Below are 21,843 nucleotides of genomic sequence, written 5' to 3'. Positions count from 1 at the left end.
AATTTAAACCGGACAGTAGTGGGGCAGGCCCGAGCATGACAAAGAGAAAATGAGCGGCCCGGAGGCCGCTCAATATCAAGCGTTGTTTTCGTTGATCAGGCGCTTCAGCAACTCAACCTCGTGGCCGAGCTTGGTATCGCCGGAAATCAGGTCCTCGATCTTGCGCACCGCGTGAAGAACCGTGGTGTGGTCGCGACCGCCGAAACGGCGACCGATCTCCGGAAAGGAACGCGGCGTCAGCATCTTGGCCAGATACATGGCGATCTGGCGCGGCTTGACGATGACGCGGGTGCGGCGGTTGGAAACCAGCTCCTGCCGAGACACATTATAGTGCCTGGCGACGATGCGCTGAATATCCTCGATGCGCACACGCTTCGCCTCACCGCTGCCAACGAGGTGCGCCAGCAACTCATCGACACGGTCAACCGAGAGGTTCGGCTCGAAAGAGCGCCGGAACATCAGCTGGTTGAAGGCACCTTCAAGCTCGCGCCCACTCGCCGTCACGCTTTTGGCCACATGGGTCAGGATTTCGTCCGAAATCTCGAAAGACGGATCGTCCTGACGCGCCGAGCCCATGCGGCGGTTGAGCATTTCGTAGCGCATGTCGTAATCGGGACCTTCGATCTCGATGGCCATGCCGCCCTGAAGACGCGAACGGACGCGCGGATCAAGCGATTCCAATTCCCAGGGCGCACGGTCAGCCGCCACCACCACCTGCTTGGCGCTGTCGAGCAGCATGTTCAGCAAATGGCAGAATTCGTGCTGGATCATCTTGCCCTGCAGAAACTGCATGTCGTCGATGACGAGAAGATCGATATTGCGCAGGGTGTCCTTCAGCGTCAGTGCGTCATTGTCGCGGATCGCCGTCGCAAAACGCCACATGAAATATTCGGCCGTCAGATAGACCACACGCGGGTTGCGCGGGCTGTCGATGGCGGCATTCGCAATGGCCTGAAGAATGTGAGTCTTGCCAAGACCGACACCCGCATGGATGAACAGCGGATTGAAGCGCACCGCGCCGGCACCCGCTTCAGCGATCGTCTTTGCCGCCGCAAGCGCCACACGGTTGGACGAGCCCTCGACAAAGGTATCGAAGGTGAAACGCGTATCGAGCGGTGAACCGAACAGCGGCCCGGAACCACCCTGACGCAGGGTCGACTGCGCCGCCGCAGGCTGTGCGGAAGGTGTTGTCGCGGGCTGCGACGGAATGAAGGACTTGTTGCGCGCAACAGCGCCCATGTCCCGAACGGGCTGAGCCCGTTCCTCGACCTGCGCGGGACGGACCGGGCGGCTGGCGGAGCGGACAAGAATTTCCACCTTCAGCACATCCGGGTCCTCGCTCTGGACGAGGCCGGTGATCAAATCCATGTAACGGTTGTTGATCCAGGACTTCAGAAAGGTCGTCGGAACGGTAAAACGGACGACGCTTTTCGAAACGGAATGGAGTTTGAGCCTTGCGAACCAGCTTGCATAGACCTCGGGACCAACCTGTGCCTTGAGCCGCGCGCTAAAACGTTGAAACAGCGCATCGTACTGCATTGCCGATTTATCCCCTGCCGCTTCTGAGCAAGCTGCATCACATGCCTTCGGTGTGCGGTCCCCATCAGCCACCGCACCCATCGCCAAATTCAATTGCATATTGCCGCCTTTCAAATTGCCAATCATAGCCTGACGATCAAAGATCGATCGCCAGAGATCCCCCTCGTTTTATTCCTGCCTCCAGCGTTCCCCTCGAAAGAACGTCAAAAGCTACTCTTTGTCTGCGAGCCGGTTATCCCATTTCCCTCCCCCTCATGGAGAGGCCTGCGACACGCTAAAAACGCTCCTTTCGCTACAACCTTAAGGCGCATTCTTGAGTGCAAAAAGCCTCGCCCGTTCCGAGACCGAAACGGTGCAAAAAGCTCAATGAACTGAGAAAACGGACCCCGAAAGACCCGCCAGCAAGAAGGTGAATATCGTCGATACGATCATCGAGATAATCTGTGGACTGAGATCCGCACCCCTTGTTGGATTGCATTTAGGCAGGATCGTGGGGAGAGATCAATGGCGTTTTTTCTGCAAAAACTCAGATCGGCCATTGACTCGCAATGGCCGTTTTGCATCACCGGCAAGGTCCGAAGCAGAATCGCTTATGAATCAATGAGATTCAATTTTGGCATTTTTCGAGAGCCCATTTTAGCAAAAAAATAAAAATCTTCTTGACTCAAAACTGGCCGCGACTTCCGTAGAGAAAGCTTCCCATTTTTCGGGAGACCTCCAGCAATCTATTGTTTTTATTCATTTTTTCCTGTCGTCCATCTGACATGCGTTTGTCACGTTACGGCAGGAATGATTAATGAGGGGTTAGAATCACAAAAAGCCCGGTCAAAAGACCAGGCTTTTTGAATAGTTATTTGTGATTAGCCGGATTAGGCGGAAAGAGCCTTAACGCGCTGGGCAAGACGCGACACCTTACGGGATGCCGTGTTGCCGTGCAGAACGCCACGCGTTGCTGCGCGCTGGATCTCGGGCTGAGCTGCCTTCAGAGCTTCGGTGGCTACTGCCAGATCGCCGGAAGCGATGGCTTCCTCGACCTTGCGGATGAAGCCGCGAACGCGCGAACGGCGAGCCTTGTTGACTGCGGTACGGCGAGCGATCTTGCGGGTCGCCTTTTTCGCCGAAGTTGTATTGGCCATGTATGCCTCTCTTCGAATTCAAACCAAATTCCGCAACCAGAGGATCGGGTCGTTCGAAGACCTCACTTAACCCAAGAATGCGGGAGTAATTTCGGACAAGCCGGATGGCTTTCCTTAACCGTGGGCGGGCATATACCGCTAAAGCGTACGCCCGTCAACGCGCAAACGGCGGAAAACGCCGATATTTCGAATCCTTAGCGATTCCGGAAAGCGGGTTTACGCTTTTCCACGAAGGCCGCCATGCCCTCCTTCTGATCCGCTGTCGCGAAGAGCGACTGAAAGGATCGCCTTTCATATCTCAGCCCTTCCGCCAGGGATACCTCGAAGGAACGGTTGACGCTTTCCTTGGCCATGAGAACCGAGGCGCGCGACAGCGAGGCGATGCGCGTGGCGGCGTCCACCGCCTCATCCATGAGACTTGCCGCAGGCACGATCCGCGATACCAGACCGGCACGCTCGGCTTCCGCTGCATCCATCATCCGGCCTGTCAGAACCAGATCCATGGCCTTCGCCTTGCCCACCGCCCGCGTCAGCCGCTGCGAGCCGCCCATGCCGGGAATGACGCCAAGCGTGATTTCCGGCTGACCGAACTTTGCCGTTTCCGAAGCGATGATGAAATCGCACATCATTGCCAGCTCACACCCGCCGCCGAGCGCAAAGCCGGAGACGGCGGCGATGACCGGCTTGCGGGTCGACGCGACCTCATCCCAGCCGCCGAGAAAATCGCCGACATAAGCATCGACAAAATCCAGCGCCTGCATTTCCTTGATATCGGCACCGGCTGCAAATGCCTTTTCCGAGCCGGTTATAATGATCGCCCCGATGGAATCATCGTTTGAGAACGAAGAAAGAATGTGCCGCAACTCTTTCAGAAGCGCCGAATTGAGAGCGTTGAGCGCCTTGGGGCGATTGAGCGTGATGACGCCCACCTCCTCGCGTTTCTCGACCAGTATCGTTTCATAGTCCACGGCAGTCTCCCCTTCTCCGTTATTCCGGCTTCGTTACGTCTGGCAGGCAGCGCAATAAAAAGTGGAACGACCGGCCTGCACCACTCTTTCAACCGTACCCCCGCAGCCGGGTGTCCGGCAAGGCTGGCCTTCCTGATCGTAGACCGAAAAGGAATGCTGGAAATAACCGAGCGTTCCGTCCGTCTGTATATGGTCGCGCAGGGAGGAGCCGCCGGCGGCGATGGCATCCGATATCACATCCCGGATTTTCTCCGTCAGAACGATGAGTTGCGGTGTCGGCCCGCCGGTTTTCGTCACCAGCGTTCCCGCCGCCCGCAGAGGTGAGAGACGGGCGCGCCACAGCGCCTCGCAGACATAGATATTGCCGAGGCCGGCAATGACCTTCTGATCCAGAAGCGTGCTTTTCAAAGGCTGGCTTTTGCCCTGGAACCGGCTCGCCAGATAATCGGCGCTCAGCGCATTGCCGGTCGGCTCCGGGCCAAGCTCGGCGAAGGCAGGATAAAGATCGAGCTTGTTGCGTTCCACCAGATGCATGAAGCCGAAGCGGCGCGGGTCATTATAGATGACGCAGACGCGCTCTTCTCCCTTATCCAGATGAAAGACGACATGGTCATGCTTGCCGTCCTTCGAGCGAGCATAATGAAACGCGCCGGGCACCTTCTTATCTTCGCCCTCATCCGCCTCCGCCTCGATACGAAACGAGCCGGACATTCCAAGATGAGCAACGATCGTCAGCCCACCCTCCAGTTCGATCAAAAGATACTTCGCCCTGCGCGCCAGCGATATGATCGTTTTGCCCTCGATCAGGGTCGCAAAATCTTGCGGAAACGGGAAGCGCAGATCGGGGCGGCCGAGGTGAAGCCTACGGATGCTTGCCCCTTCCATGGCGGGTGCGAGGCCACGTCTGACGGTTTCGACTTCTGGCAATTCTGGCATCTGGCTTATCCGGCAGTTTATCGTTAGGACCATGTAGTCTATACAGTGCACGCGAAATGTCGCGCCCAGGCGATGCGGCAACAGATAGCGTCGCCATGGCGTTTCCGCTATGGTCCGCCACGCAATTAATATGGAGACAGACGATGACCGACGCCCGTACCACTGCCCAAGGCGGCATGGAGACGTCCTATGGCTTCCACAAGGTGGACGAAGGCAAAAAGCAGGGGCTGGTCAACGACGTCTTCCACAAGGTGGCCAAGCGCTACGACATCATGAATGACGTCATGTCGGCCGGTCTGCACCGGCTGTGGAAGGACGCCATGGTGTCCTCGCTTTCGCCGCGCAAGGATGCCTCCTACAAGGTGCTGGACGTGGCGGGCGGCACCGGCGATGTCGCCTTCCGCATCGTGGAAGCCTCCAATCGTCTGGCGCAGGCCACCGTTCTCGACATCAACGGCTCGATGCTTGCCGTCGGCGAGGAGCGCGCGGCAAAAAGAAAGCTGTCCGACAATCTGACCTTCGTCGAGGCCAATGCGGAGGAGCTGCCCTTCGAGGCGAATACCTTCGATGCCTATACGGTCGCCTTCGGCATTCGCAACGTGCCGCGCATCGACGTCGCACTGAAGGAAGCTCACCGTGTGCTGAAACGCGGCGGGCGGCTGCTGGTGCTGGAATTTTCCGAAGTCGAAATGCCGCTGCTCGACCGCGTTTACGACGCATGGTCGTTCAACGCCATTCCGCAATTCGGCAAGATGATCACCGGTGACGCCGAGCCTTATCAATATCTCGTCGAGTCGATCCGCAAATTCCCCAATCAGGAGGATTTCGCGACGATGATCCGCACCGCCGGTTTTTCCCGCGTGACCTACACCAATTACACCGGCGGCATCGCCGCCCTGCATTCCGGTTGGAAGCTTTAAGACCATGGCTGGAAAAAGCAGGAGACAAGCATAAGCATGAGCACTTTGGGCGCATATTTCCGCCTCGCAAGGGTTGGCTGGGTTCTCGTGCGCGAAGGCGTCGTGCTGGCTTTGCCGTCCGACGACCTGCCTGCTTCCGCGCAAGTGTTGAAGGCGCTGCTGAAGCCCTTCGCCCGTAGCAGGGCCAAGCGGGCGCAACGCAGCGACCGGCTGGCAGTGGCTGTGGAGCGGCTTGGGCCATCCTATGTGAAGATGGGACAATTTCTGGCCACAAGGCCGGACGTGGTCGGCGCCGACTTCGCCGACGATCTTGCCAGCCTTCAGGACCGTATGGCATTTTTCCCCGCTCAGGCAGCGAAGGCGAATATCCAAGGTTCGCTCGGACGGCCGGTGTCTGAACTCTACAGGGAGTTTGGCGATCCGATCGCCGCCGCCTCCATCGCCCAGGTTCACCCGGCGATAGTTGATACGCCGAAAGGACAGCGCAAAATGGCCGTCAAGGTCATCCGTCCCGGCGTTCGTCAGCGCTTCCAGAACGATCTGGAGGCGATGTATCTGATTGCCGACCTGCAACAGCGTTTCGTCCGCTCCGCCCGCCGCCTGCGCCCGGTGGAGGTGACACGGACGCTGGAACAGACGACCAAGATCGAGATGGATCTGCGGCTCGAGGCCGCCGCCCTTTCCGAACTTGCCGAAAACACCAAGGACGATCCCGGATTTCGCGTGCCCGAGGTCGATTGGGAACGCACCGGCCGCGATGTCGTCACCATGGAGTGGATCGACGGCGTCAAGATGTCGGATATCGAGGGGCTGAAGGCCGCAGGTCACGACCTGAACAAGCTGGCCGACACCCTGATCCAGTCCTTCCTGCGGCACACGCTGCGCGACGGCTTTTTCCACGCCGACATGCACCCCGGCAATCTCTTCGTCGATGCTGAGGGCATGATCGTGGCCGTGGATATGGGCATTGCCGGACGGCTCGGTAAAAAGGAGCGCCGGTTCCTTGCTGAAATCCTCTACGGCTTCATCACCCGCGATTACATGCGCGTGGCAGAAGTGCATTTCGAGGCCGGTTATGTGCCGGGCCATCACGATAAAGCCAGCTTCGCGCAGGCGATCCGCGCCATTGGCGAGCCGATCCACGGCCAGCCGGCCGAGACGATCTCCATGGGCAAGTTGCTGACGCTGCTATTCGAAGTGACCGAACTCTTCGACATGGAAACACGCCCGGAGCTGGTGATGCTGCAGAAGACCATGGTGGTGGTGGAAGGCGTATCCCGCATGCTCAATCCGCGCTTCAACATGTGGAAGGCGGCCGATCCGGTCGTCAGCGGCTGGATAAGGGACAATCTCGGCCCGAAGCGCATCGTCACCGATCTGAAGGATGGCGTGAAGGCGGCTCTCAAGCTTGCCGAGGCGGCCCCCGAGATCGCCGCCAAGACGGAGAAGCTGCATTCCGATCTGATGTATATGAGCGAGAACGGCCTGCGTTTCGACGCGCAGACGGCGGAAGCTATCGGCAAGGCGGAAGCGCGCCATACCAAATGGGGGCGGGCGGCGCTCTGGGTGATTGCGCTGACGCTTCTCTATATCGCGATCAGGATCAGCTGAGGGATATTTCCAGTTCGGCGCTCACGCCATTGTGGCGCACGTCCGGACAGAAAATCGCCAGCCCTGCCAGTTCGGCAGATGCGTACCATGCTGCTGCAACATATCGAAGATAATGACCTGATCTTGGTTGAAAGTTAAATGATTGCCGGACGGGAATTGAAATTCATGGCAAAAAATGAAGCAGTAAAACGGGCCCTTACCTATTGTTCGTGGCCAATGGTGTTTTTTGGCGGTCTTGTCGGGGCCTATTTCGCTTTTACGAGCCAGCATCCGATCACGGGTTTCCTCGCCGTATATGCGGGCGCGTTGATGACCCTGTTTCTTCTCGAACGCTACATTCCCTATGATACGCAGTGGCTTGAGCCTGACGGCGAAACGGTAAACAGTATCGCCCACACGCTGCTGACCAAGGGACTTGTCCAGCTTGCGGCGTTGGCGTCGGTTATCTTTCCGATGCTGACCGCCGGTTTCCTGCAACCTTTGGCAGCCATGAAATTCGACCTTTGGCCTTCGGGGCTGCCGTTAATCGTTCAGGTCGTGCTTGCCGTGGCGATCGCTGAATTCGGTCTCTACTGGGCACACCGCATCGCGCATGAACGGGTATTCTTCTGGCGTTTCCATGCGCTTCATCACAGCGTTGTCCGTCTGTGGGTCGTCAATACGGGCCGTTTTCATGTGGCCGACTCGCTGTTCAAGATCGCGCTCAGCCAGATCCCGCTCTATCTCATGGGCGCACCGTTGCATGTCTTCTGGTGGCTCGCGGCTGTCACCGCTTTCATCGGCATTCTGACCCATTGCAATGTCGATATGAAAACGGGGCCGCTAGACTACGTGTTCAGCACCCCCCGGCTGCACCGATGGCACCATTCGAAAGAGTTGCCTGAGGGAAACACCAATTATGGTGAGAACCTTGTCGTGTTCGACCAGTTGTTCGGCAGCTATTTCAATCCCGACCGCCCGTCTTCGACCAACATCGGTATCAAGGGAGAAATTGCAAAGGGCTTTCTGCCGCAGCTTTTCCAGCCCTTCACCAAGGATGGCGTTCGCCAGATCATCGGGCGAAGCACGAAAGACAATTGAGGTGAATTGGCAGCTGTCAGCCGATCGGAATTCCCAGTTCCGCCCGCAGCTTTTTCGTCAACCCGACCGCAACGAGTTCATAGGAGCGGCGCACGTAATGCTCCAGTTCTTCCTGCTCAAGCGGTGAGTGATCGGAAATCGATATCCATTTGCGCTTCGCAAAATAGGGCGCCTGACCGACGCCTTCCAGCGAGGTGAGGATTTCGAAGCTTTCCTCCGAACATTTCATCACAAGCCGCCAGTCTGCCCGCTCGCCCAGCACGGCAAAGACCTTGTCGCCCACTTTGGCGACATGCGAATCCCACTGATCGACAAAGCGCACGCCCGGCCAACCGCCAAGCACCTTGTCGAAGCTCTTGCGATCAAACAGGTTCATGCGAGTTTCTCCGCGATAAGCGTCGCCAGACGTTTGGCGACTTCGGCCTTGTCGAGATCCGGCCAGACGTCCACACCATCAGCCGAAATGATCTTCACGCTGTTGCGATCTCCACCCATGATGCCGGTTTCAGCCGAAACATCGTTGGCCACAATATAATCCGCACCCTTGCGCTCCAGCTTGGCCCGGCCGTTTTTCTCCACATCCTGCGTTTCGGCAGCAAAACCCACCACCAGCTGCGGGCGCTTTTCGTGGTGACCGACGGTTTTCAGAATATCGGGGTTTTCCGTCAGTTGCAGCGCAGGTGGCGCATCGCCCGGCTGCTTCTTGATCTTCTGTTCCGACGAGCCAGTCACCCGCCAGTCAGCGACGGCGGCGACCATGACGGCGATGTCCATCGGCAGCCGCGAGATCACCGCATCGCGCATCTCTTCGGCGCGTTCTACGTGAACGGTCGCGACACCCGCCGGATCGGCGATGGTAACGGGACCGGAGATCAGCGTGACCTCCGCCCCAAGTTCAGCCAGAGCCGCCGCGATGGCATGCCCCTGCTTGCCGGAGGAGCGATTGGCGATATAGCGCACCGGATCGATCGGCTCATGTGTGGGACCGGAGGTGACGATGGCCGTTCTGCCCTTCAGAGGCTTCAGCCCGCCATCCAGCAGCGCCTCGACGGCTTCAACGATCTGCAACGGCTCCGCCATACGGCCGAGACCCGCCTCACCCTTTTCCGCCATCTCGCCCGCCATGGGGCCGATGAAAAACACGCCGTCTTTTTTCAGCGCTTCGACATTGCGCGTTGTTGGCTTTGCCGACCACATTTTCGGGTTCATGGCAGGCGCGACCAGCACCTTGCTGTCGGTTGCCAGAAGGATCGTGGAGGCAAGATCGTCAGCCAGACCATGCGCCATCTTGGCCATAAGATCGGCGGTGGCGGGCGCGACCAGCACAAGGTCACAATCGCGTGCGAGCCGGATATGGCCGACATCCTGTTCGTCCTGCCTGGAGAAAAGCTCGGTGAAAACATGAGTGGCGGACAGCACTCCAACGGCAAGCGGAGTGACGAATTCCTGCGCGCCCTTGGTCATGACAGGCGTCACCTTCGCGCCGCGCTCTTTCAGTCGGCGGATGAGATCGAGGCTCTTATAGGCCGCAATGCCGCCGGAGATGATGAGGAGAATATGTTTGCCTGAAAGCGCCATGATGCCGGACCAGTTTCCCGTTTGTGGAGGAAACTAAGCCCTTGGCATTCAAAGTGCAATCCGGCTGATATCACGCCGCCTTGGCGACGTGATATTCCTTGATCGCAACCATCTTGATTGCCGGAAACCGTTCCGATTCATAACGCAAGGAGAAGGCGTCCTGCGCCAGAAACACCGGATCGCCATCCAGATCGCGGGCGATATCGCCGCGCTTGACGGTCAGGAACTTGTCCATTTCCGTCGGCTGATCGGAAGAAATCCAGCGGCAGACGGAAAAGCGCGACATTTCGAAAGAGACCGGTAGGCCGTATTCGCCCATCAGCCGCTCCTTCAGGACATCGAGCTGAAGCGCGCCGACGACGCCGACGATGGCGGGCGAGCCGTCTTCCGGCGAAAAGAGCTGCACGACACCCTCTTCCGCCATCTGCTGCAGGGCTTCCTTCAGCTTCTTGGCCTTCATGGCGTCTTCCAGACGCACGCGGCGCAGGATTTCCGGCGAGAAGTTCGGCACGCCCTGAAAGACGAGGTTCTCGCCCTCAGTCAGCGTATCGCCGATGCGCAGCGTACCGTGGTTGGGAATGCCGACCACATCGCCCGCATAGGCGGTATCGGCCAGCTGGCGCTGCGCTGCGAAGAAGAATTGCGGCGCGGTCAGCCCCATCAGCTTGCCGGTGCGTGCCAGTCGCGCCTTCATGCCGCGCTCCAGCTTGCCGGAGCAGATGCGGGCAAAGGCGATGCGGTCGCGGTGGTTGGGGTCCATATTGGCCTGAATCTTGAAGACGAAGGCCGTCATCTTGTCTTCCGCCGCATGCACGGTGCGGGTATCCGCCACCTGGTCGCGTGGCGGCGGCGCGAAATCGCCGAGCGCGTTGATGAGGTCACGCACACCGAAATTGCGCAGCGCCGAACCGAAGAATACCGGCGTCATGTGACCTTCGAGGAACGCCTGACGATCGAAGGGACGGCAGGCTTCCAGCGCCAGTTCGGTTTCCTCGACAAAAACCTTGCGCTCGTTTTCCGGCAGACGATCGGCGATTGCCTGGGGGCCGTTGACGGCTAGTCCGTCAACCTGCGTGTCGTTACCGCGGAAGGTGTTTTCAGCAAGGTTGTAGGCACCACAGAAGCTTTTCGCCCGCCCGACCGGCCAGGTGATGGGCGCGGTATCGAGCGCCAGCTTCTCCTCGACCTCATCCAGAATCTCGAAGGGATCGCGGCTTTCGCGGTCCATCTTGTTGATGAAGGTGATGATCGGGATATCGCGCATGCGGCAGACTTCGAAGAGTTTCAGCGTGCGCGGCTCAATACCCTTGGCGGCATCGATGACCATGATCGCCGCATCCACCGCCGTCAGCGTGCGGTAGGTATCGTCCGCGAAATCTTCGTGGCCGGGCGTATCGAGGATGTTGAAGACGCGATCGTTGTATTCGAAGGTCATGACCGAAGTGACGACCGAGATGCCGCGCTCGCGCTCGATCTTCATCCAGTCCGAACGGGTCTGGATGCGATCCTTCTTCGCCTTCACCTCGCCGGCCAGCTGGATCGCTCCGCCGAACAGCAGCAGTTTTTCCGTAAGCGTGGTCTTACCCGCGTCCGGGTGCGCGATAATAGCAAAGGTGCGGCGGCGGGAGACCGCCTCGGCAAGTGTTTCGGCCATCTGACAAATCCTGTGGAATTGCGGGGTATCTAGCGTTTCAGGGCCGGTTTTGCAATTGACCTTGCCGCGATCTCGGCAAACTAATGCCGCATGACCGTTCAAAACGACAATAGACCCCTCCTCCGGCTCGTCCGTCTCGCCAATGGCGCTGACCTCGAATTGCCATCTTACGAAACCGGCGGCGCCGCCGGCATGGACCTGCGCGCCGCAGTACCGGCCGGTGAACCGCTGACCTTGCGACCGGGCGACCGGGCGCTGGTGCCGACCGGTTTCATCTTCGAGGTTCCGCAAGGTTATGAGGCGCAGATCCGCCCGCGCTCCGGCCTCGCCATCAAGAACGGTATCACCTGCCTCAATTCCCCCGGCACGGTGGACAGCGATTATCGCGGCGAAGTGAAGGTCATTCTCGCCAATCTGGGACAGGACGATTTCGTCATCGAGCGCGGCATGCGCATCGCCCAGATGGTGATCGCGCCGGTGACACAGGTTGCCGTGAGCGAAGTGACCGAAACATCCGAGACCGCGCGCGGCGCCGGCGGTTTCGGTTCGACCGGGCTTTGACCAACCCAGCCTTTATGGCCGATTGTTTTTGCCCCTGATTTTCGCTATGGATTTGGCGGATTTCGGGGGAAACGACCATGACGCTGACGACCCTTCTTGCCTATGCCACCGCACTCTTCATCGCCGCCGCCATTCCCGGCCCCGGCATGACGGCGATCGTGGCGCGGGCTCTCGGGTCAGGCTTCCGGGAAACCTTCTTCATGGGCCTCGGGTTGGTGCTGGGCGACATGATCTACCTCACCGGCGTGATACTGGGCCTTGCCTTCGTGGCGCAGACTTTTCAGGAGGCCTTCATGGTCCTGAAATTCGCGGGCGCGGCCTATCTCCTCTATATCGCCTGGAAGCTGTGGACCGCAGGCCTCTTGCCGCAGGACCTGAAGGCGAAAAAAAGCACCAGCATGCCCATGTCGTTCATGTCCGGCCTGCTGATCACGCTCGGCAATCCGAAAACCATGCTGTTCTATGTGGCGCTGGTGCCGACGCTGATCGACATCCGCATGATCGGCCCGTCTGAATATGCGACACTTCTGGCTCTCACCTTCGTCGTATTGATGGCCGTTCTCCTGCCTTACATCCTGCTTGCCGCCAAGGCACGCAACCTGCTCAAACGGCCAAGCGCGCTGACGATCCTCAACCGCACGGCGGCAGGAATTCTGGCCGGAACGGCGACCATGATCGCGATCCGCAGCACCTGAAACGATTTCGTGCATTTGCCCGACTTATCGTGAATTTTTTCCGGTAATCGGACGATATTAGGACGAACGTTCGCTGGTCTGGCGAGACTATTGCTCCTATTCTGCCGCTGAAATCTTGCGGTCGCATATCATGCGGCCTTCATACAGGAGAACATCATGCCCGAAGCCAGAAAGCCCGGACGCGGACGCGTCTATTCCTCCATCACGGAAACAATCGGCGATACGCCGATCGTGCGGCTGGACAAGCTGGCGAGGGAAAAGGGCGTGAAGGCCAACCTTCTCGCCAAGCTGGAGTTTTTCAACCCCATTGCCTCAGTGAAGGACCGCATCGGCGTCGCCATGATCGACGCGCTGGAAGCGCAGGGCAAGATCACCCCCGGCAAAACGACGCTGGTTGAGCCGACCTCCGGCAACACCGGCATCGCGCTCGCCTTTGCCGCCGCCGCCAAGGGCTACAGGCTGATCCTGACCATGCCGGAAACAATGTCGGTCGAACGCAGGAAAATGCTGGCCTTGCTGGGCGCCGAACTGGTGCTGACCGAAGGCCCGAAGGGTATGAAGGGCGCAATCGCCAAGGCGCAGGAACTGGCCGAAACCCTGCCTGACGCCGTCATTCCCCAGCAGTTCGAAAATCCGGCCAATCCGGATATTCACCGCAGGACGACGGCGGAAGAAATCTGGAACGATACCGAGGGTACGGTCGATATTCTCGTCTCGGGCATCGGTACGGGCGGCACGATCACCGGCACGGGCCAGGTGCTGAAATCCCGCAAGCCGGAAGTGAAGGTAATTGCTGTCGAACCCGCCGACAGCCCCGTTCTTTCCGGCGGCAACCCCGGCCCCCACAAAATCCAGGGCATCGGCGCAGGGTTTGCGCCCGCGATCCTCGACACCGGAATCTATGACGAGATCGTCACCGTCACCAACGACGAGGCTTTTGAAATCGCCCGTCTGGTAGCGAAACTGGAAGGTGTGCCCGTCGGCATCTCCTCAGGCGCGGCACTGGCAGCGGCGATCAAGGTCGGTTCGCGTGAGGAAAATGCCGGCAAGAATATCGTCGTCATTATTCCTTCCTTCGCGGAACGTTACCTTTCGACTGCGCTTTTCGAAGGGCTTGGGCTTTAAGCCACTTTACTGGAGCGCAGACGACTGCGCCTTGAACCGCAAATGTTCCATTGTGCCGCTGGCCGCCCGCCGGCGGCACAATTGTTTTAACCGGCAAGAGGATGCAGCAAGGCCTCTTACATCGCCGCCGTCAGCCTTTCGCCGACGATACGGTAGGAAATGGCTTCCGCCATATGGATGCGCCCGACCGTCTGTTTGCCGTCCAGATCCGCCAGCGTGCGGGCAACCTTGAGAATGCGATGATAACCGCGAGCGGAGAACTTCAACCGTTCGGCCGCGTCACGCAGCAATTGCAGCCCCGACGGGTCAGGCTCGGCATATTTTTCGATCAGCGTCGTCGTGCAGCGGGCATTGGTGCGGATGCCAGAAAAACCTGCCGCCGCATAGCGCTCCTGCTGGGCATGACGGGCGCGGGCAACACGGGCGGCAACCGCCGCACTTGGCTCAGCCACCGTAGGGCGGATGAGATCGGCAGCGGAAACGGCGGGAACGTCGATGCGGATATCGATACGGTCCATCAGCGGTCCGGAAATGCGGGCCTGATAATCAGCCATGCAACGCGGGCCTCTGGCGCAGGTGAAACCCGGCTCCCCTGCCCTGCCGCATCGGCAAGGGTTCATTGCGGCCACGAGCTGGATCTCCGCCGGATAGGTAACACGGTGATTGGCGCGGGCGATGATGCATTCACCCGTCTCCAGCGGCTGGCGCAGCGCATCCAGCACCTGCGGCGAAAACTCCGGGAATTCATCCAGAAAAAGAACGCCGTGATGGGCAAGCGAAGCTTCGCCCGGTTTGGCACGCAACCCTCCGCCGATCAGCGCCGCCATGGTGGCGGAATGATGCGGCGTGCGGAACGGCCTGCGATCCGACAGCTTGCCGCCGGACAATTGGCCGGCGATGGAATGGACCATGGAAACTTCCAGCAGTTCCGCCACCTCGAGCGGTGGCAGGATTGACGGCAAGCGCGCGGCGAGCATGGATTTTCCCGAGCCAGGCGGACCGACCATCAACAGATTATGTCCGCCGGCCGCCGCCACTTCCAGCGCGCGCCTGGCGGTCTCCTGCCCCTTGATATCGGCCAGATCCGGTAAATTCACCGGATTGGCCCGGATGGCGGGCGTTGGCCGGGAGAGAAGCTGTGTCCCCCGAAAATGATTGGCAAGCGCAATGAGGCTGCGCGGGGCGAGAATATCGATGCCGGCGCCTGCCCAGGCCGCCTCCGGCCCGCTATCTGCCGGGCATATCAATCCCTTGCCGAGCGCATTGGCGCCGATGGCCGCAGGCAGGGCGCCCGAAACCGAACCGATGGTGCCATCAAGGTTGAGTTCGCCGAGAACCACATATTGCCCGAGCGCCTCCCCCGGTATGGCTCCCAAGGCAGCCATGAGACCAAGGGCGATGGGAAGATCGAAATGCGATCCTTCCTTCGGTAGATCGGCAGGCGCCAGATTGACGGTGACTTTTTTTGCCGGCAGCGCCAGACCCGAGGCGTGCAGCGCGGCCTGCACCCGCTCCCGGCTTTCGGCCACCGCCTTGTCCGGCAAGCCGACGATCTGGATGCCGATCTTTCCGGGTGCGACCATCACCTGCACCTCAACCGGCACACTCTCTATGCCCTGAAATGCAACCGTATTGACCCGTGCCACCATGGCCTGCCCCCGCAAACCGGCCGCAATATCAAAGCATCATGCCTCGATGGCGGCCACCCGCAAGCAACCTGCCACAGCGCAAAGAATAAAACAAGAACATCCGGTGAACAATTTCACGCGCGTAGTGTATTTTAGTTGTATCGAGTTGTACTCGTGGAACAAACCGGAGACGGGTCCGAAATCGCCTCAGATATCCTGCGCTTCGCGTTTTTTCTCGATCGCGTCCCACAACAGGCTTGCCACATCGGCACCGCCGAATTTGCGCACTTCGCGAATGCCGGTCGGCGAGGTGACGTTGATTTCCGTCAGATAATCGCCGATCACATCAATGCCGACAAAAAGGAAACCGCGCTCGCGCAGGGCGGGACCGATGCGGCGGCAGATTTCCTTCTCGCGCGCCGTCAGTTCCGTCGGTTCCGGGCGGCCGCCGGCATGCATGTTGGAGCGGGCATCGTTTTCCGCCGGCACGCGGTTGATCGCGCCCACCGGCTCGCCATCCACCAGCAGGATACGCTTGTCACCCTTGCGAACATCCGGCAGATATTCCTGGGCAATATAGGGCTCGCGGAACATCTGACCGAACATTTCCAGCAGGGAAGAGAAATTGCGGTCGTCACGGGCCGAATGGAAAACGCCGGCACCGCCATTGCCATAAAGTGGCTTCAGGATGATATCGCCCATTTCATTGCGGAACCGGGCAATTTCGGCCACGTCCTTGGTGATCAGCGTCTTCGGCATCAGATCGGCGAATTCGGTGACGAAAATCTTTTCCGGCGAATTGCGGACCCAGGCGGGATCGTTGACCACCAGCGTTCTGGGATGAATGCGTTCCAGCAGGTGGGTCGAGGTGATGTAGGCCATGTCGAACGGCGGATCCTGACGCAGTTGGATGACATCCATGGTCGCGAGGTCAACACGCTCCGGCTCCGACAGCGAGAAGTGGTCGCCCTTGATGTCGCGCAATTCCATCTGCTCGACGGTAGCGTATATCTTGCCATCGCGCATGGAGAGACGTTCGGGCGTGTAATGGAACAGCCGGTATCCGCGCGCCTGCGCCTCAAGGCTCATGGCGAAGGTGGAGTCACCGGCGATATTGATGCCGGAGACATGATCCATCTGGATCGCGACGTTCTTGATCTTCGCCATGCGCATGTTCCTCTTGCAGCATGCGGACGCCTTGCCGGTCCGCCGTGCCCATTGCCTCGTCTTTTCGCGATTCCCGGCAGGACCGGAAGAGACCCGGAAATGCTTCAGAAAACCCTGAAGATGTAGGGCAGCGACCATTCAAACGCAACTGCTGCGAGGGGTGCTTTTTGTGAGTTTTATTGAACCTTCACAATTCCGCTGGTGGAGCTGCGCTGACCCCACCTGCCAGAGTGTTTTACCGGTTCAGGCCGCCAGCTTATAGGAACGACCGGCAAACAGCTTGTTCTTGACCCGATAGGCCAGAGCCAATGCCGTTGGGAAAGGACGGCGCATGAAGGCGACCTTGCGGACATATTCATCCACCCGCCAGGTGGCCCATGTTCCCGCGCGGAAATAAGCGACGTCGCCGACCCGCAGGATGCTGACCGAACCGTCTTCCGCCGTCACATGCACCTCGCCCTCGAGAATATAGACGGTCTCGTCCCAGCCGAAGAACCAGCGGAACTCACCCGCCGTGCAGTCCCACATGGCGGTGCTGGAGGCGCGGTCGCCGCTTCTGGAATGATCCGCCGCGCGCGCCTGAGGGTCGCCGGAAATGATCCAGTCCGGGTTGATGGGCGCGGGTTGAAGCCGCAAATCCGTGCAGGATGCGCTGACGACGGCCTCGTCTTTTGCACGGCGAAAAGAGGCCGGCAACATGGGCACCGTGCGGATCGCCATGGTTGCCGCCGCCGCGAACATCATCTTTAAAGGCATATTAGAAAACCCCCATGAATTATTGCAGGTCTTCTATCATCGGGATCGTAACGAAGCGGTTTTGACAATCGGCGCAATTTTAGCCATCGCGCCGATTTTTCCGATGGCTCAGGCGGTCGCCATCTGTGAGGGCTGCACTACGGCCTGCTCCGCTTTGCCGGCGATGCGCTTGCCGGTCTCGCTGGAGAAGAAGTGCAGCTTGTCCGGCGAAATCGTTACCGAAAGCGCGTCGGGAACCTGCACGTCAGGTGGAAAGGCCACGGTCAGGTTCTGGTCGCCGTGCATGCCGTGCACGAGGCGTTGCGAACCAAGCTCCTCGATGTAGTCGATGCGCAGGGGAATGCCCTGTTCGTCTGCGGCCGCGAGCCGGAAATCTTCCGCCCGCATGCCCACCGTAACCGGGCCGGAGGCAGGGGCGAAACCGTTGAGCGCGATCAGCGAAGGACCGATTGCTAGGCAATCCCCATGCAGTTCCGCGTTCAGCAGATTCATGGCGGGAGAGCCGATGAAGCTTGCGACAAAGGTGGAAGCCGGGGTGTGATAGACCTCGAGCGGCGCGCCGATCTGTTCGATGCGTCCGCCATTCAGCACCACCAGACGGTCAGCCAGCGTCATCGCTTCCAGCTGGTCATGGGTGACATAGATGGAGGTGGTGCCGAGGCGCTTTTGCAGACGCTTGATCTCGCCGCGCATGGAAACGCGCAGCTTGGCATCGAGATTGGACAAAGGCTCGTCGAACAGGAAGGCGGCCGGTTTGCGCACGATGGCGCGGCCCATGGCGACACGCTGGCGCTGGCCGCCGGAAAGGGCGCGCGGCCTGCGGTCCAGATAGGGTTCCAGTTGCAGCATGCGGGCGGCCTCGGCCACGCGCGCATCGATCTCCGCCTTCGGCGTCTTGCGGTTCTTCAGCCCGTATTCCAGGTTCTGGCGCACCGACATATGCGGATAAAGCGCATAATTCTGGAACACCATGGCGATATCCCGGTCGGCGGGATCGGTCTCGTTGACCACCCGGTCGCCGATCTTCACCGTGCCTTCGGAAATATCCTCAAGGCCGGCGACCATGCGCAAAAGCGTGGACTTGCCGCAGCCGGAGGGACCGACCAGAACGATGAACTCGCCGTCCCTGATGTCGATATCGACGTGATGTACGGCGCGTACGCCGCCATGATAATCCTTGCAGACCTGACTGATTTCTATCGCGGCCATTTCGGTCTCCTTATTTATCGCTTTCGGTCAGGCCCTTGATGAACCAGCGCTGGAAGATCACGACGATCAGCACAGGCGGCAGCATGGCCAGAACGGCAAGCGCGAAAGCTTCGTTGTAATCGGGAATTTGCGAACCGACCCAGACCTGCAGGATCGACTTGATACCGCGCATCAGGGTGAAGAATTTCTCGTCCGTGGTCATCAGCATGGGCCAGAGATACTGGTTCCAGCCGTAGACGAACATGATGATGAAGATCGCCGCCATCATGGTGCGGGAAAGCGGGATGAGAATGTCGATGAAGAACTTGACCGGCCCGGCCCCATCGATGCGGGCGGCTTCCAGCAATTCCTCCGGAACGGATTTGAAGAACTGCCGGAAATAGAAAGTGCCCGTAGCAGACGCCAGAAGCGGCACGATCAGGCCCGTATAGGAGTTCAGGAGACCGAGTTTGCTCATCACCTCGTAGGACGGCATGATGCGCACTTCGAGCGGCAGAAGCAGCGTCGTGAAGATAATCCAGAAGGCAAGCGTCGCAAACCTAAAGCGGAAATAGACGATCGCATAGGCTGCCGTCATCGACAGGACGATCTTGCCGACGGCGAAGCCCACGCCGAGGATCAGCGAGTTGAGCACCATGTTGAGACCGGTGATCTGCCCGGTAAAGCCGCCCTTCTGCGTCAGGACCTTTTCATAGGTCTCGACGAAATTATCACCGGGAACGATCGTCAGACCGCTGCGATGGATTTCCGCCGCCGTATGGGTGGACGTCATGAATGCCACGACGACCGGCAATATCAGGAACAGCGCACCGATGATCAGCACCAGATGATCGAGGGGTTTTGTCTTGTACATCGTCTTTTCCCTCAATTGTAGTGGATGCGTTTTTCGATGAAGCGGAACTGGATGACCGTCAGGACGAAGACGACCAGCATCAGGATGACCGACTGAGCCGAGGAGCCGCCGATGTCATTGCCGCGGAAACCGTCGAGAAACACCTTGTAGACCAGCGTAATCGGATTGTTGGCCGCCTTGTCCTTCACCATCACGTCGATGACCCCGAACGTATCGAACAGGGCATAGGTGATGTTGATGATGAGCAGGAAGAAGGCGGTGGGTGCCAGAAGCGGCATGATGACTGTCCAGAACCGGCGAAAGCCGGAGCGGCAATCGATGGCGGCGGCTTCACGCACGGCAACGGAGACGCCCTGAAGCCCGGACAGGAAGAAGATGAAATTATAAGGGATCTGCTTCCAGACGGCGACGACCACCATGGCGAAGGCAGTGTCGAAATAATTGAGGCCGACCTTCATATCCCAACCGAGCATCGCGGCCATCCTGACGAAGGGTCCGATATGCTGGTCGAAAAACATCATGCCGATGAGGCCTGCAACCGGCGGCGCGATGGCATAGATGGAAATCAGCACCGTCTTGTAGGCCGAACTGCCGCGAATGACCGCATCGGCCTTGACCGCAAGAAGAAGGCCGAGCGCCAGCGAAAAGAAGGTCACCAGCACGGTGAAAACCACCGTGAATTTCGCGATGCTGAGATATTCCGGATTGAATAGCGCATCCGAATAATTGGCGAACCCTACGAAGGAAGCGCCGAAGCCGAACGGGTCTTCAATGTAAAACGACGATTGCACGGCCTGAATGGACGGCCAGTAGAAGAAGATGAAAATCACCGCGAGCTGAGGCGCCAGAAACAGATAGGGCACGTAGGACGAGGAGAATTGCACGCGCTTCATGCCGGCTTCGGCGGCGCTGACGGGTTTTCCAGCCTTTGCGGCCCGACCGGACAAAAACCGGGTCAGACGCGGTTGAGACGATGTATAGGCCACGCTTGCGCCTCCTTAATCCAAGAATGAGCCTCCCTTCCGTTGGAAAGGAGGCTCAATAGCGATTTCTGGTTTCGAAACCGGCGATCAGCCGGCCGTCTTGGCGAAACGTGCGAGGAGGTCGTTGCCTTCCTTCTCGATGATGTCGAAGGCGTCCTTCGGCGTAACTTCACCGGAGAAGATACGGTTGTATTCACGTTCCATCACGGCGCGAATCTGCGGGTAGAAGCCGAGGCGATAACCCTTGGACCATTCGCCAGACGGCAGCGACAGCTGCTGGATGCCGACTTCGGCGACCGGCTTTTCCTTGTAGAAGCCTTCAGCCTTGGCCTTTTCGTAGGCGGCCTTGGTGATGGCAACGTAACCGGTGGCCTTGTGGTAGAAGACCTGGATTTCCGGCGAAGTCAGGAACTGGAAGAAGTCGGCCACGCACTTGTTTTCCGCTTCGGACTTGCCCGACATTGCGAAGAGAGCAGCGCCGCCGATGAAGGAGTTGGTGCCTGCACCCTTGATGGAGCCCCAGTAAGGAAGGAAGGTTGCCGAGAACGGCATGGCTGCAGTCTTCTGCAGGCCGCCGAACGAACCCGACGAACCGATCCAGAATGCAACCTTGCCTTCTTCGAACGGCTTCTGGTTGTCGTTCCAGCCGGCGCCGTAATAGGCGAACAGACCCTTGTCTTTCCAGTCCTTCAGCTTGTCGAACATCATGACGAGGTTCGGGTCGGTAAGCTTGAGCTTGGTGTCGGTGACGCTGTCGTAACCATTGTTGTTGGTGGCGAACTGGATGTTGTTGCGGGAGAAGAAGTTCTCCGTGAACTGCCAGGTCAGCTGCGACTGGACGAGCGGGATGTAACCGGCTTCCTTCAGCTTCGGCGCAACCTTTTCGAAATCTTCCCAGGTCTTCGGTGCCTCGACGCCGGCCTTTTTCAGGGCTTCGTCGTTGACATACATGATCGGTGCGGAGGTGTTGAACGGCATGCCGACGAACTTGCCGTCAGCGGCAGCGTAGAAATAGCGCACGCCGTTGATGAAGGCGTCGCGGTCGAACTTGTAACCGGCCTTGTTGATGAGGTCTTCCGCAGGAATGACAGCGCCCTTGGCGTTGATGATGGTGGCAGCGCCAGCATCGAAAACCTGGAGAATGTTAGGCTGTTCGCCCGAACGGAAAGCAGCGATACCGCTTGCCAGAGCCTCTTCGTAGGAGCCCTTGGAAACCGGCGTCAGAGCGCATTCCTTCTGGGCTTCGTTGAATTTCTGCGAGACTTCGTTGATGACTTCGCCATTACGGCCGCCCATGCCGTGCCACCAGGTGATGTTGGTCGCCGCCATGGAAGACGTTGCCGAAATGCTGACGGCCACTGCGGCCATGGAAATCTTCTTCAACATTACTAAATCCTCTCCACCATTTATTGGGGTGAGGATGCGAATAGAGACGTTCCATGAC

20 protein-coding genes are annotated in these 21,843 nt (G+C 59.1%); 6 read left to right on the top strand and 14 right to left on the bottom strand.

Features of this window, described 5'->3' with window-relative positions; translation table 11 throughout:
• Positions 1-75: 75 nt before the first annotated feature.
• The 4 genes from dnaA to mutM all read right to left on the bottom strand — a co-directional run bounded on the left by dnaA (position 76) and on the right by mutM (position 4,579).
• The gene (dnaA, locus tag RS75_RS05925; RefSeq protein WP_045018324.1) at positions 76-1,539 is read right to left on the bottom strand and encodes a chromosomal replication initiator protein DnaA; all 1,464 of its coding nucleotides are present in this window, start codon (positions 1,537-1,539) and stop codon (positions 76-78) included.
• 869 nt (positions 1,540-2,408) lie between these two features.
• Positions 2,409-2,675, bottom strand: a complete 267-nt coding sequence (gene rpsT / locus RS75_RS05920) for a 30S ribosomal protein S20 (RefSeq protein WP_003493474.1) — start codon at positions 2,673-2,675, stop codon at positions 2,409-2,411.
• Positions 2,676-2,869: 194 nt separating this feature from the next.
• Positions 2,870-3,643, bottom strand: coding sequence for an enoyl-CoA hydratase (locus RS75_RS05915; protein WP_045018322.1), 774 nt, complete (start codon positions 3,641-3,643; stop codon positions 2,870-2,872).
• 33 nt (positions 3,644-3,676) lie between these two features.
• Positions 3,677-4,579: a bifunctional DNA-formamidopyrimidine glycosylase/DNA-(apurinic or apyrimidinic site) lyase gene (mutM, locus tag RS75_RS05910; protein WP_045018320.1), complete on the bottom strand. Its 903-nt coding sequence runs from the start codon at positions 4,577-4,579 to the stop codon at positions 3,677-3,679.
• 143 nt (positions 4,580-4,722) lie between these two features.
• On the opposite strand from mutM, the gene ubiE reads away from it, so the two are divergent.
• The 3 genes from ubiE to RS75_RS05895 all read left to right on the top strand — a co-directional run bounded on the left by ubiE (position 4,723) and on the right by RS75_RS05895 (position 8,190).
• Positions 4,723-5,499 carry a bifunctional demethylmenaquinone methyltransferase/2-methoxy-6-polyprenyl-1,4-benzoquinol methylase UbiE gene (ubiE, locus tag RS75_RS05905; RefSeq protein ID WP_045018318.1) on the top strand — a complete coding sequence of 259 codons (777 nt, stop codon included), beginning with the start codon at positions 4,723-4,725 and terminating at the stop codon, positions 5,497-5,499.
• A gap of 36 nt (positions 5,500-5,535) precedes the next feature.
• Entirely contained in the window at positions 5,536-7,110 is a 1,575-nt protein-coding gene (gene ubiB / locus RS75_RS05900) for a 2-polyprenylphenol 6-hydroxylase (RefSeq protein ID WP_045018317.1), read from the top strand.
• A gap of 165 nt (positions 7,111-7,275) precedes the next feature.
• On the top strand, positions 7,276-8,190 hold the full coding sequence (locus tag RS75_RS05895; protein WP_045018358.1) for a sterol desaturase family protein: 915 nt from the start codon (positions 7,276-7,278) through the stop codon (positions 8,188-8,190).
• Between the two features lie 16 nt (positions 8,191-8,206).
• On the opposite strand, the gene RS75_RS05890 is transcribed toward RS75_RS05895, so the two are convergent.
• The 3 genes from RS75_RS05890 to RS75_RS05880 form a co-directional block, all read right to left on the bottom strand.
• Entirely contained in the window at positions 8,207-8,566 is a 360-nt protein-coding gene (locus RS75_RS05890) for an MmcQ/YjbR family DNA-binding protein (protein ID WP_045018315.1), read from the bottom strand.
• Positions 8,563-9,768, bottom strand: a complete 1,206-nt coding sequence (coaBC, locus tag RS75_RS05885; protein ID WP_045018314.1) for a bifunctional phosphopantothenoylcysteine decarboxylase/phosphopantothenate--cysteine ligase CoaBC — start codon at positions 9,766-9,768, stop codon at positions 8,563-8,565. Before coaBC ends, RS75_RS05890 begins: the two co-directional genes overlap by 4 nt.
• 70 nt (positions 9,769-9,838) lie before the next feature.
• Positions 9,839-11,422, bottom strand: coding sequence for a peptide chain release factor 3 (locus RS75_RS05880; protein ID WP_045018312.1), 1,584 nt, complete (start codon positions 11,420-11,422; stop codon positions 9,839-9,841).
• Positions 11,423-11,512: 90 nt separating this feature from the next.
• Here RS75_RS05880 and dut point away from each other — a divergent pair, with 90 nt between their 5' ends.
• The 3 genes from dut to cysK all read left to right on the top strand — a co-directional run bounded on the left by dut (position 11,513) and on the right by cysK (position 13,803).
• Positions 11,513-11,983 carry a dUTP diphosphatase gene (gene dut / locus RS75_RS05875; protein ID WP_045018310.1) on the top strand — a complete coding sequence of 157 codons (471 nt, stop codon included), beginning with the start codon at positions 11,513-11,515 and terminating at the stop codon, positions 11,981-11,983.
• 77 nt (positions 11,984-12,060) lie between these two features.
• A complete protein-coding gene (locus RS75_RS05870; protein ID WP_045018308.1) occupies positions 12,061-12,678 on the top strand; it encodes a LysE family translocator in 618 nt (205 codons plus the stop codon).
• Between the two features lie 156 nt (positions 12,679-12,834).
• Positions 12,835-13,803 carry a cysteine synthase A gene (gene cysK, locus RS75_RS05865; protein WP_045018306.1) on the top strand — a complete coding sequence of 323 codons (969 nt, stop codon included), beginning with the start codon at positions 12,835-12,837 and terminating at the stop codon, positions 13,801-13,803.
• Between the two features lie 116 nt (positions 13,804-13,919).
• Here the strand turns inward: cysK and RS75_RS05860 are convergent, their stop codons facing one another.
• The 7 genes from RS75_RS05860 to RS75_RS05830 all read right to left on the bottom strand — a co-directional run bounded on the left by RS75_RS05860 (position 13,920) and on the right by RS75_RS05830 (position 21,785).
• A complete protein-coding gene (locus tag RS75_RS05860) occupies positions 13,920-15,452 on the bottom strand; it encodes a YifB family Mg chelatase-like AAA ATPase (protein ID WP_045018304.1) in 1,533 nt (510 codons plus the stop codon).
• Between the two features lie 186 nt (positions 15,453-15,638).
• Positions 15,639-16,598: a glutathione synthase gene (gene gshB / locus RS75_RS05855; RefSeq protein ID WP_045018356.1), complete on the bottom strand. Its 960-nt coding sequence runs from the start codon at positions 16,596-16,598 to the stop codon at positions 15,639-15,641.
• Positions 16,599-16,841: 243 nt separating this feature from the next.
• Complete coding sequence (locus tag RS75_RS05850) at positions 16,842-17,354, bottom strand: cupin domain-containing protein (RefSeq protein ID WP_045018302.1); 513 nt, start codon at positions 17,352-17,354, stop codon at positions 16,842-16,844.
• 108 nt (positions 17,355-17,462) lie between these two features.
• Complete coding sequence (locus tag RS75_RS05845; RefSeq protein WP_045018301.1) at positions 17,463-18,563, bottom strand: sn-glycerol-3-phosphate import ATP-binding protein UgpC; 1,101 nt, start codon at positions 18,561-18,563, stop codon at positions 17,463-17,465.
• Between the two features lie 10 nt (positions 18,564-18,573).
• Positions 18,574-19,416, bottom strand: coding sequence for a sn-glycerol-3-phosphate ABC transporter permease UgpE (gene ugpE / locus RS75_RS05840; RefSeq protein WP_045018299.1), 843 nt, complete (start codon positions 19,414-19,416; stop codon positions 18,574-18,576).
• A gap of 11 nt (positions 19,417-19,427) precedes the next feature.
• Positions 19,428-20,402 (bottom strand): ABC transporter permease subunit, encoded by a 975-nt coding sequence (locus RS75_RS05835; RefSeq protein WP_200893616.1) that lies wholly within the window; start codon positions 20,400-20,402, stop codon positions 19,428-19,430.
• Between the two features lie 84 nt (positions 20,403-20,486).
• A complete protein-coding gene (locus RS75_RS05830; RefSeq protein WP_045018295.1) occupies positions 20,487-21,785 on the bottom strand; it encodes an extracellular solute-binding protein in 1,299 nt (432 codons plus the stop codon).
• Between the last annotated feature and the right edge of the window lie 58 nt (positions 21,786-21,843).

The organism is Rhizobium nepotum 39/7, assembly GCF_000949865.1.
Taxonomy (GTDB): domain Bacteria; phylum Pseudomonadota; class Alphaproteobacteria; order Rhizobiales; family Rhizobiaceae; genus Agrobacterium; species Agrobacterium nepotum.
The sequence above is the reverse complement of the archived record's forward strand: the minus strand, read 5'-3'. Positions and strand labels throughout refer to the sequence as shown.

Bases quoted from the DNA above. Each gene is read 5' to 3' on its own strand.
- dnaA (WP_045018324.1), bottom strand. From the start codon at position 1,539: ATGCAGTACGATGCGCTGTTTCAACGTTTTAGCGCGCGGCTCAAGGCA.
- rpsT (WP_003493474.1), bottom strand. From the start codon at position 2,675: ATGGCCAATACAACTTCGGCGAAAAAGGCGACCCGCAAGATCGCTCGC.
- mutM (WP_045018320.1), bottom strand. From the start codon at position 4,579: ATGCCAGAATTGCCAGAAGTCGAAACCGTCAGACGTGGCCTCGCACCC.
- ubiE (WP_045018318.1), top strand. From the start codon at position 4,723: ATGACCGACGCCCGTACCACTGCCCAAGGCGGCATGGAGACGTCCTAT.
- ubiB (WP_045018317.1), top strand. From the start codon at position 5,536: ATGAGCACTTTGGGCGCATATTTCCGCCTCGCAAGGGTTGGCTGGGTT.
- RS75_RS05895 (WP_045018358.1), top strand. From the start codon at position 7,276: ATGGCAAAAAATGAAGCAGTAAAACGGGCCCTTACCTATTGTTCGTGG.
- RS75_RS05890 (WP_045018315.1), bottom strand. From the start codon at position 8,566: ATGAACCTGTTTGATCGCAAGAGCTTCGACAAGGTGCTTGGCGGTTGG.
- coaBC (WP_045018314.1), bottom strand. From the start codon at position 9,768: ATGGCGCTTTCAGGCAAACATATTCTCCTCATCATCTCCGGCGGCATT.
- RS75_RS05880 (WP_045018312.1), bottom strand. From the start codon at position 11,422: ATGGCCGAAACACTTGCCGAGGCGGTCTCCCGCCGCCGCACCTTTGCT.
- dut (WP_045018310.1), top strand. From the start codon at position 11,513: ATGACCGTTCAAAACGACAATAGACCCCTCCTCCGGCTCGTCCGTCTC.
- RS75_RS05870 (WP_045018308.1), top strand. From the start codon at position 12,061: ATGACGCTGACGACCCTTCTTGCCTATGCCACCGCACTCTTCATCGCC.
- cysK (WP_045018306.1), top strand. From the start codon at position 12,835: ATGCCCGAAGCCAGAAAGCCCGGACGCGGACGCGTCTATTCCTCCATC.
- RS75_RS05860 (WP_045018304.1), bottom strand. From the start codon at position 15,452: ATGGTGGCACGGGTCAATACGGTTGCATTTCAGGGCATAGAGAGTGTG.
- gshB (WP_045018356.1), bottom strand. From the start codon at position 16,598: ATGGCGAAGATCAAGAACGTCGCGATCCAGATGGATCATGTCTCCGGC.
- RS75_RS05850 (WP_045018302.1), bottom strand. From the start codon at position 17,354: ATGCCTTTAAAGATGATGTTCGCGGCGGCGGCAACCATGGCGATCCGC.
- RS75_RS05845 (WP_045018301.1), bottom strand. From the start codon at position 18,563: ATGGCCGCGATAGAAATCAGTCAGGTCTGCAAGGATTATCATGGCGGC.
- ugpE (WP_045018299.1), bottom strand. From the start codon at position 19,416: ATGTACAAGACAAAACCCCTCGATCATCTGGTGCTGATCATCGGTGCG.
- RS75_RS05830 (WP_045018295.1), bottom strand. From the start codon at position 21,785: ATGTTGAAGAAGATTTCCATGGCCGCAGTGGCCGTCAGCATTTCGGCA.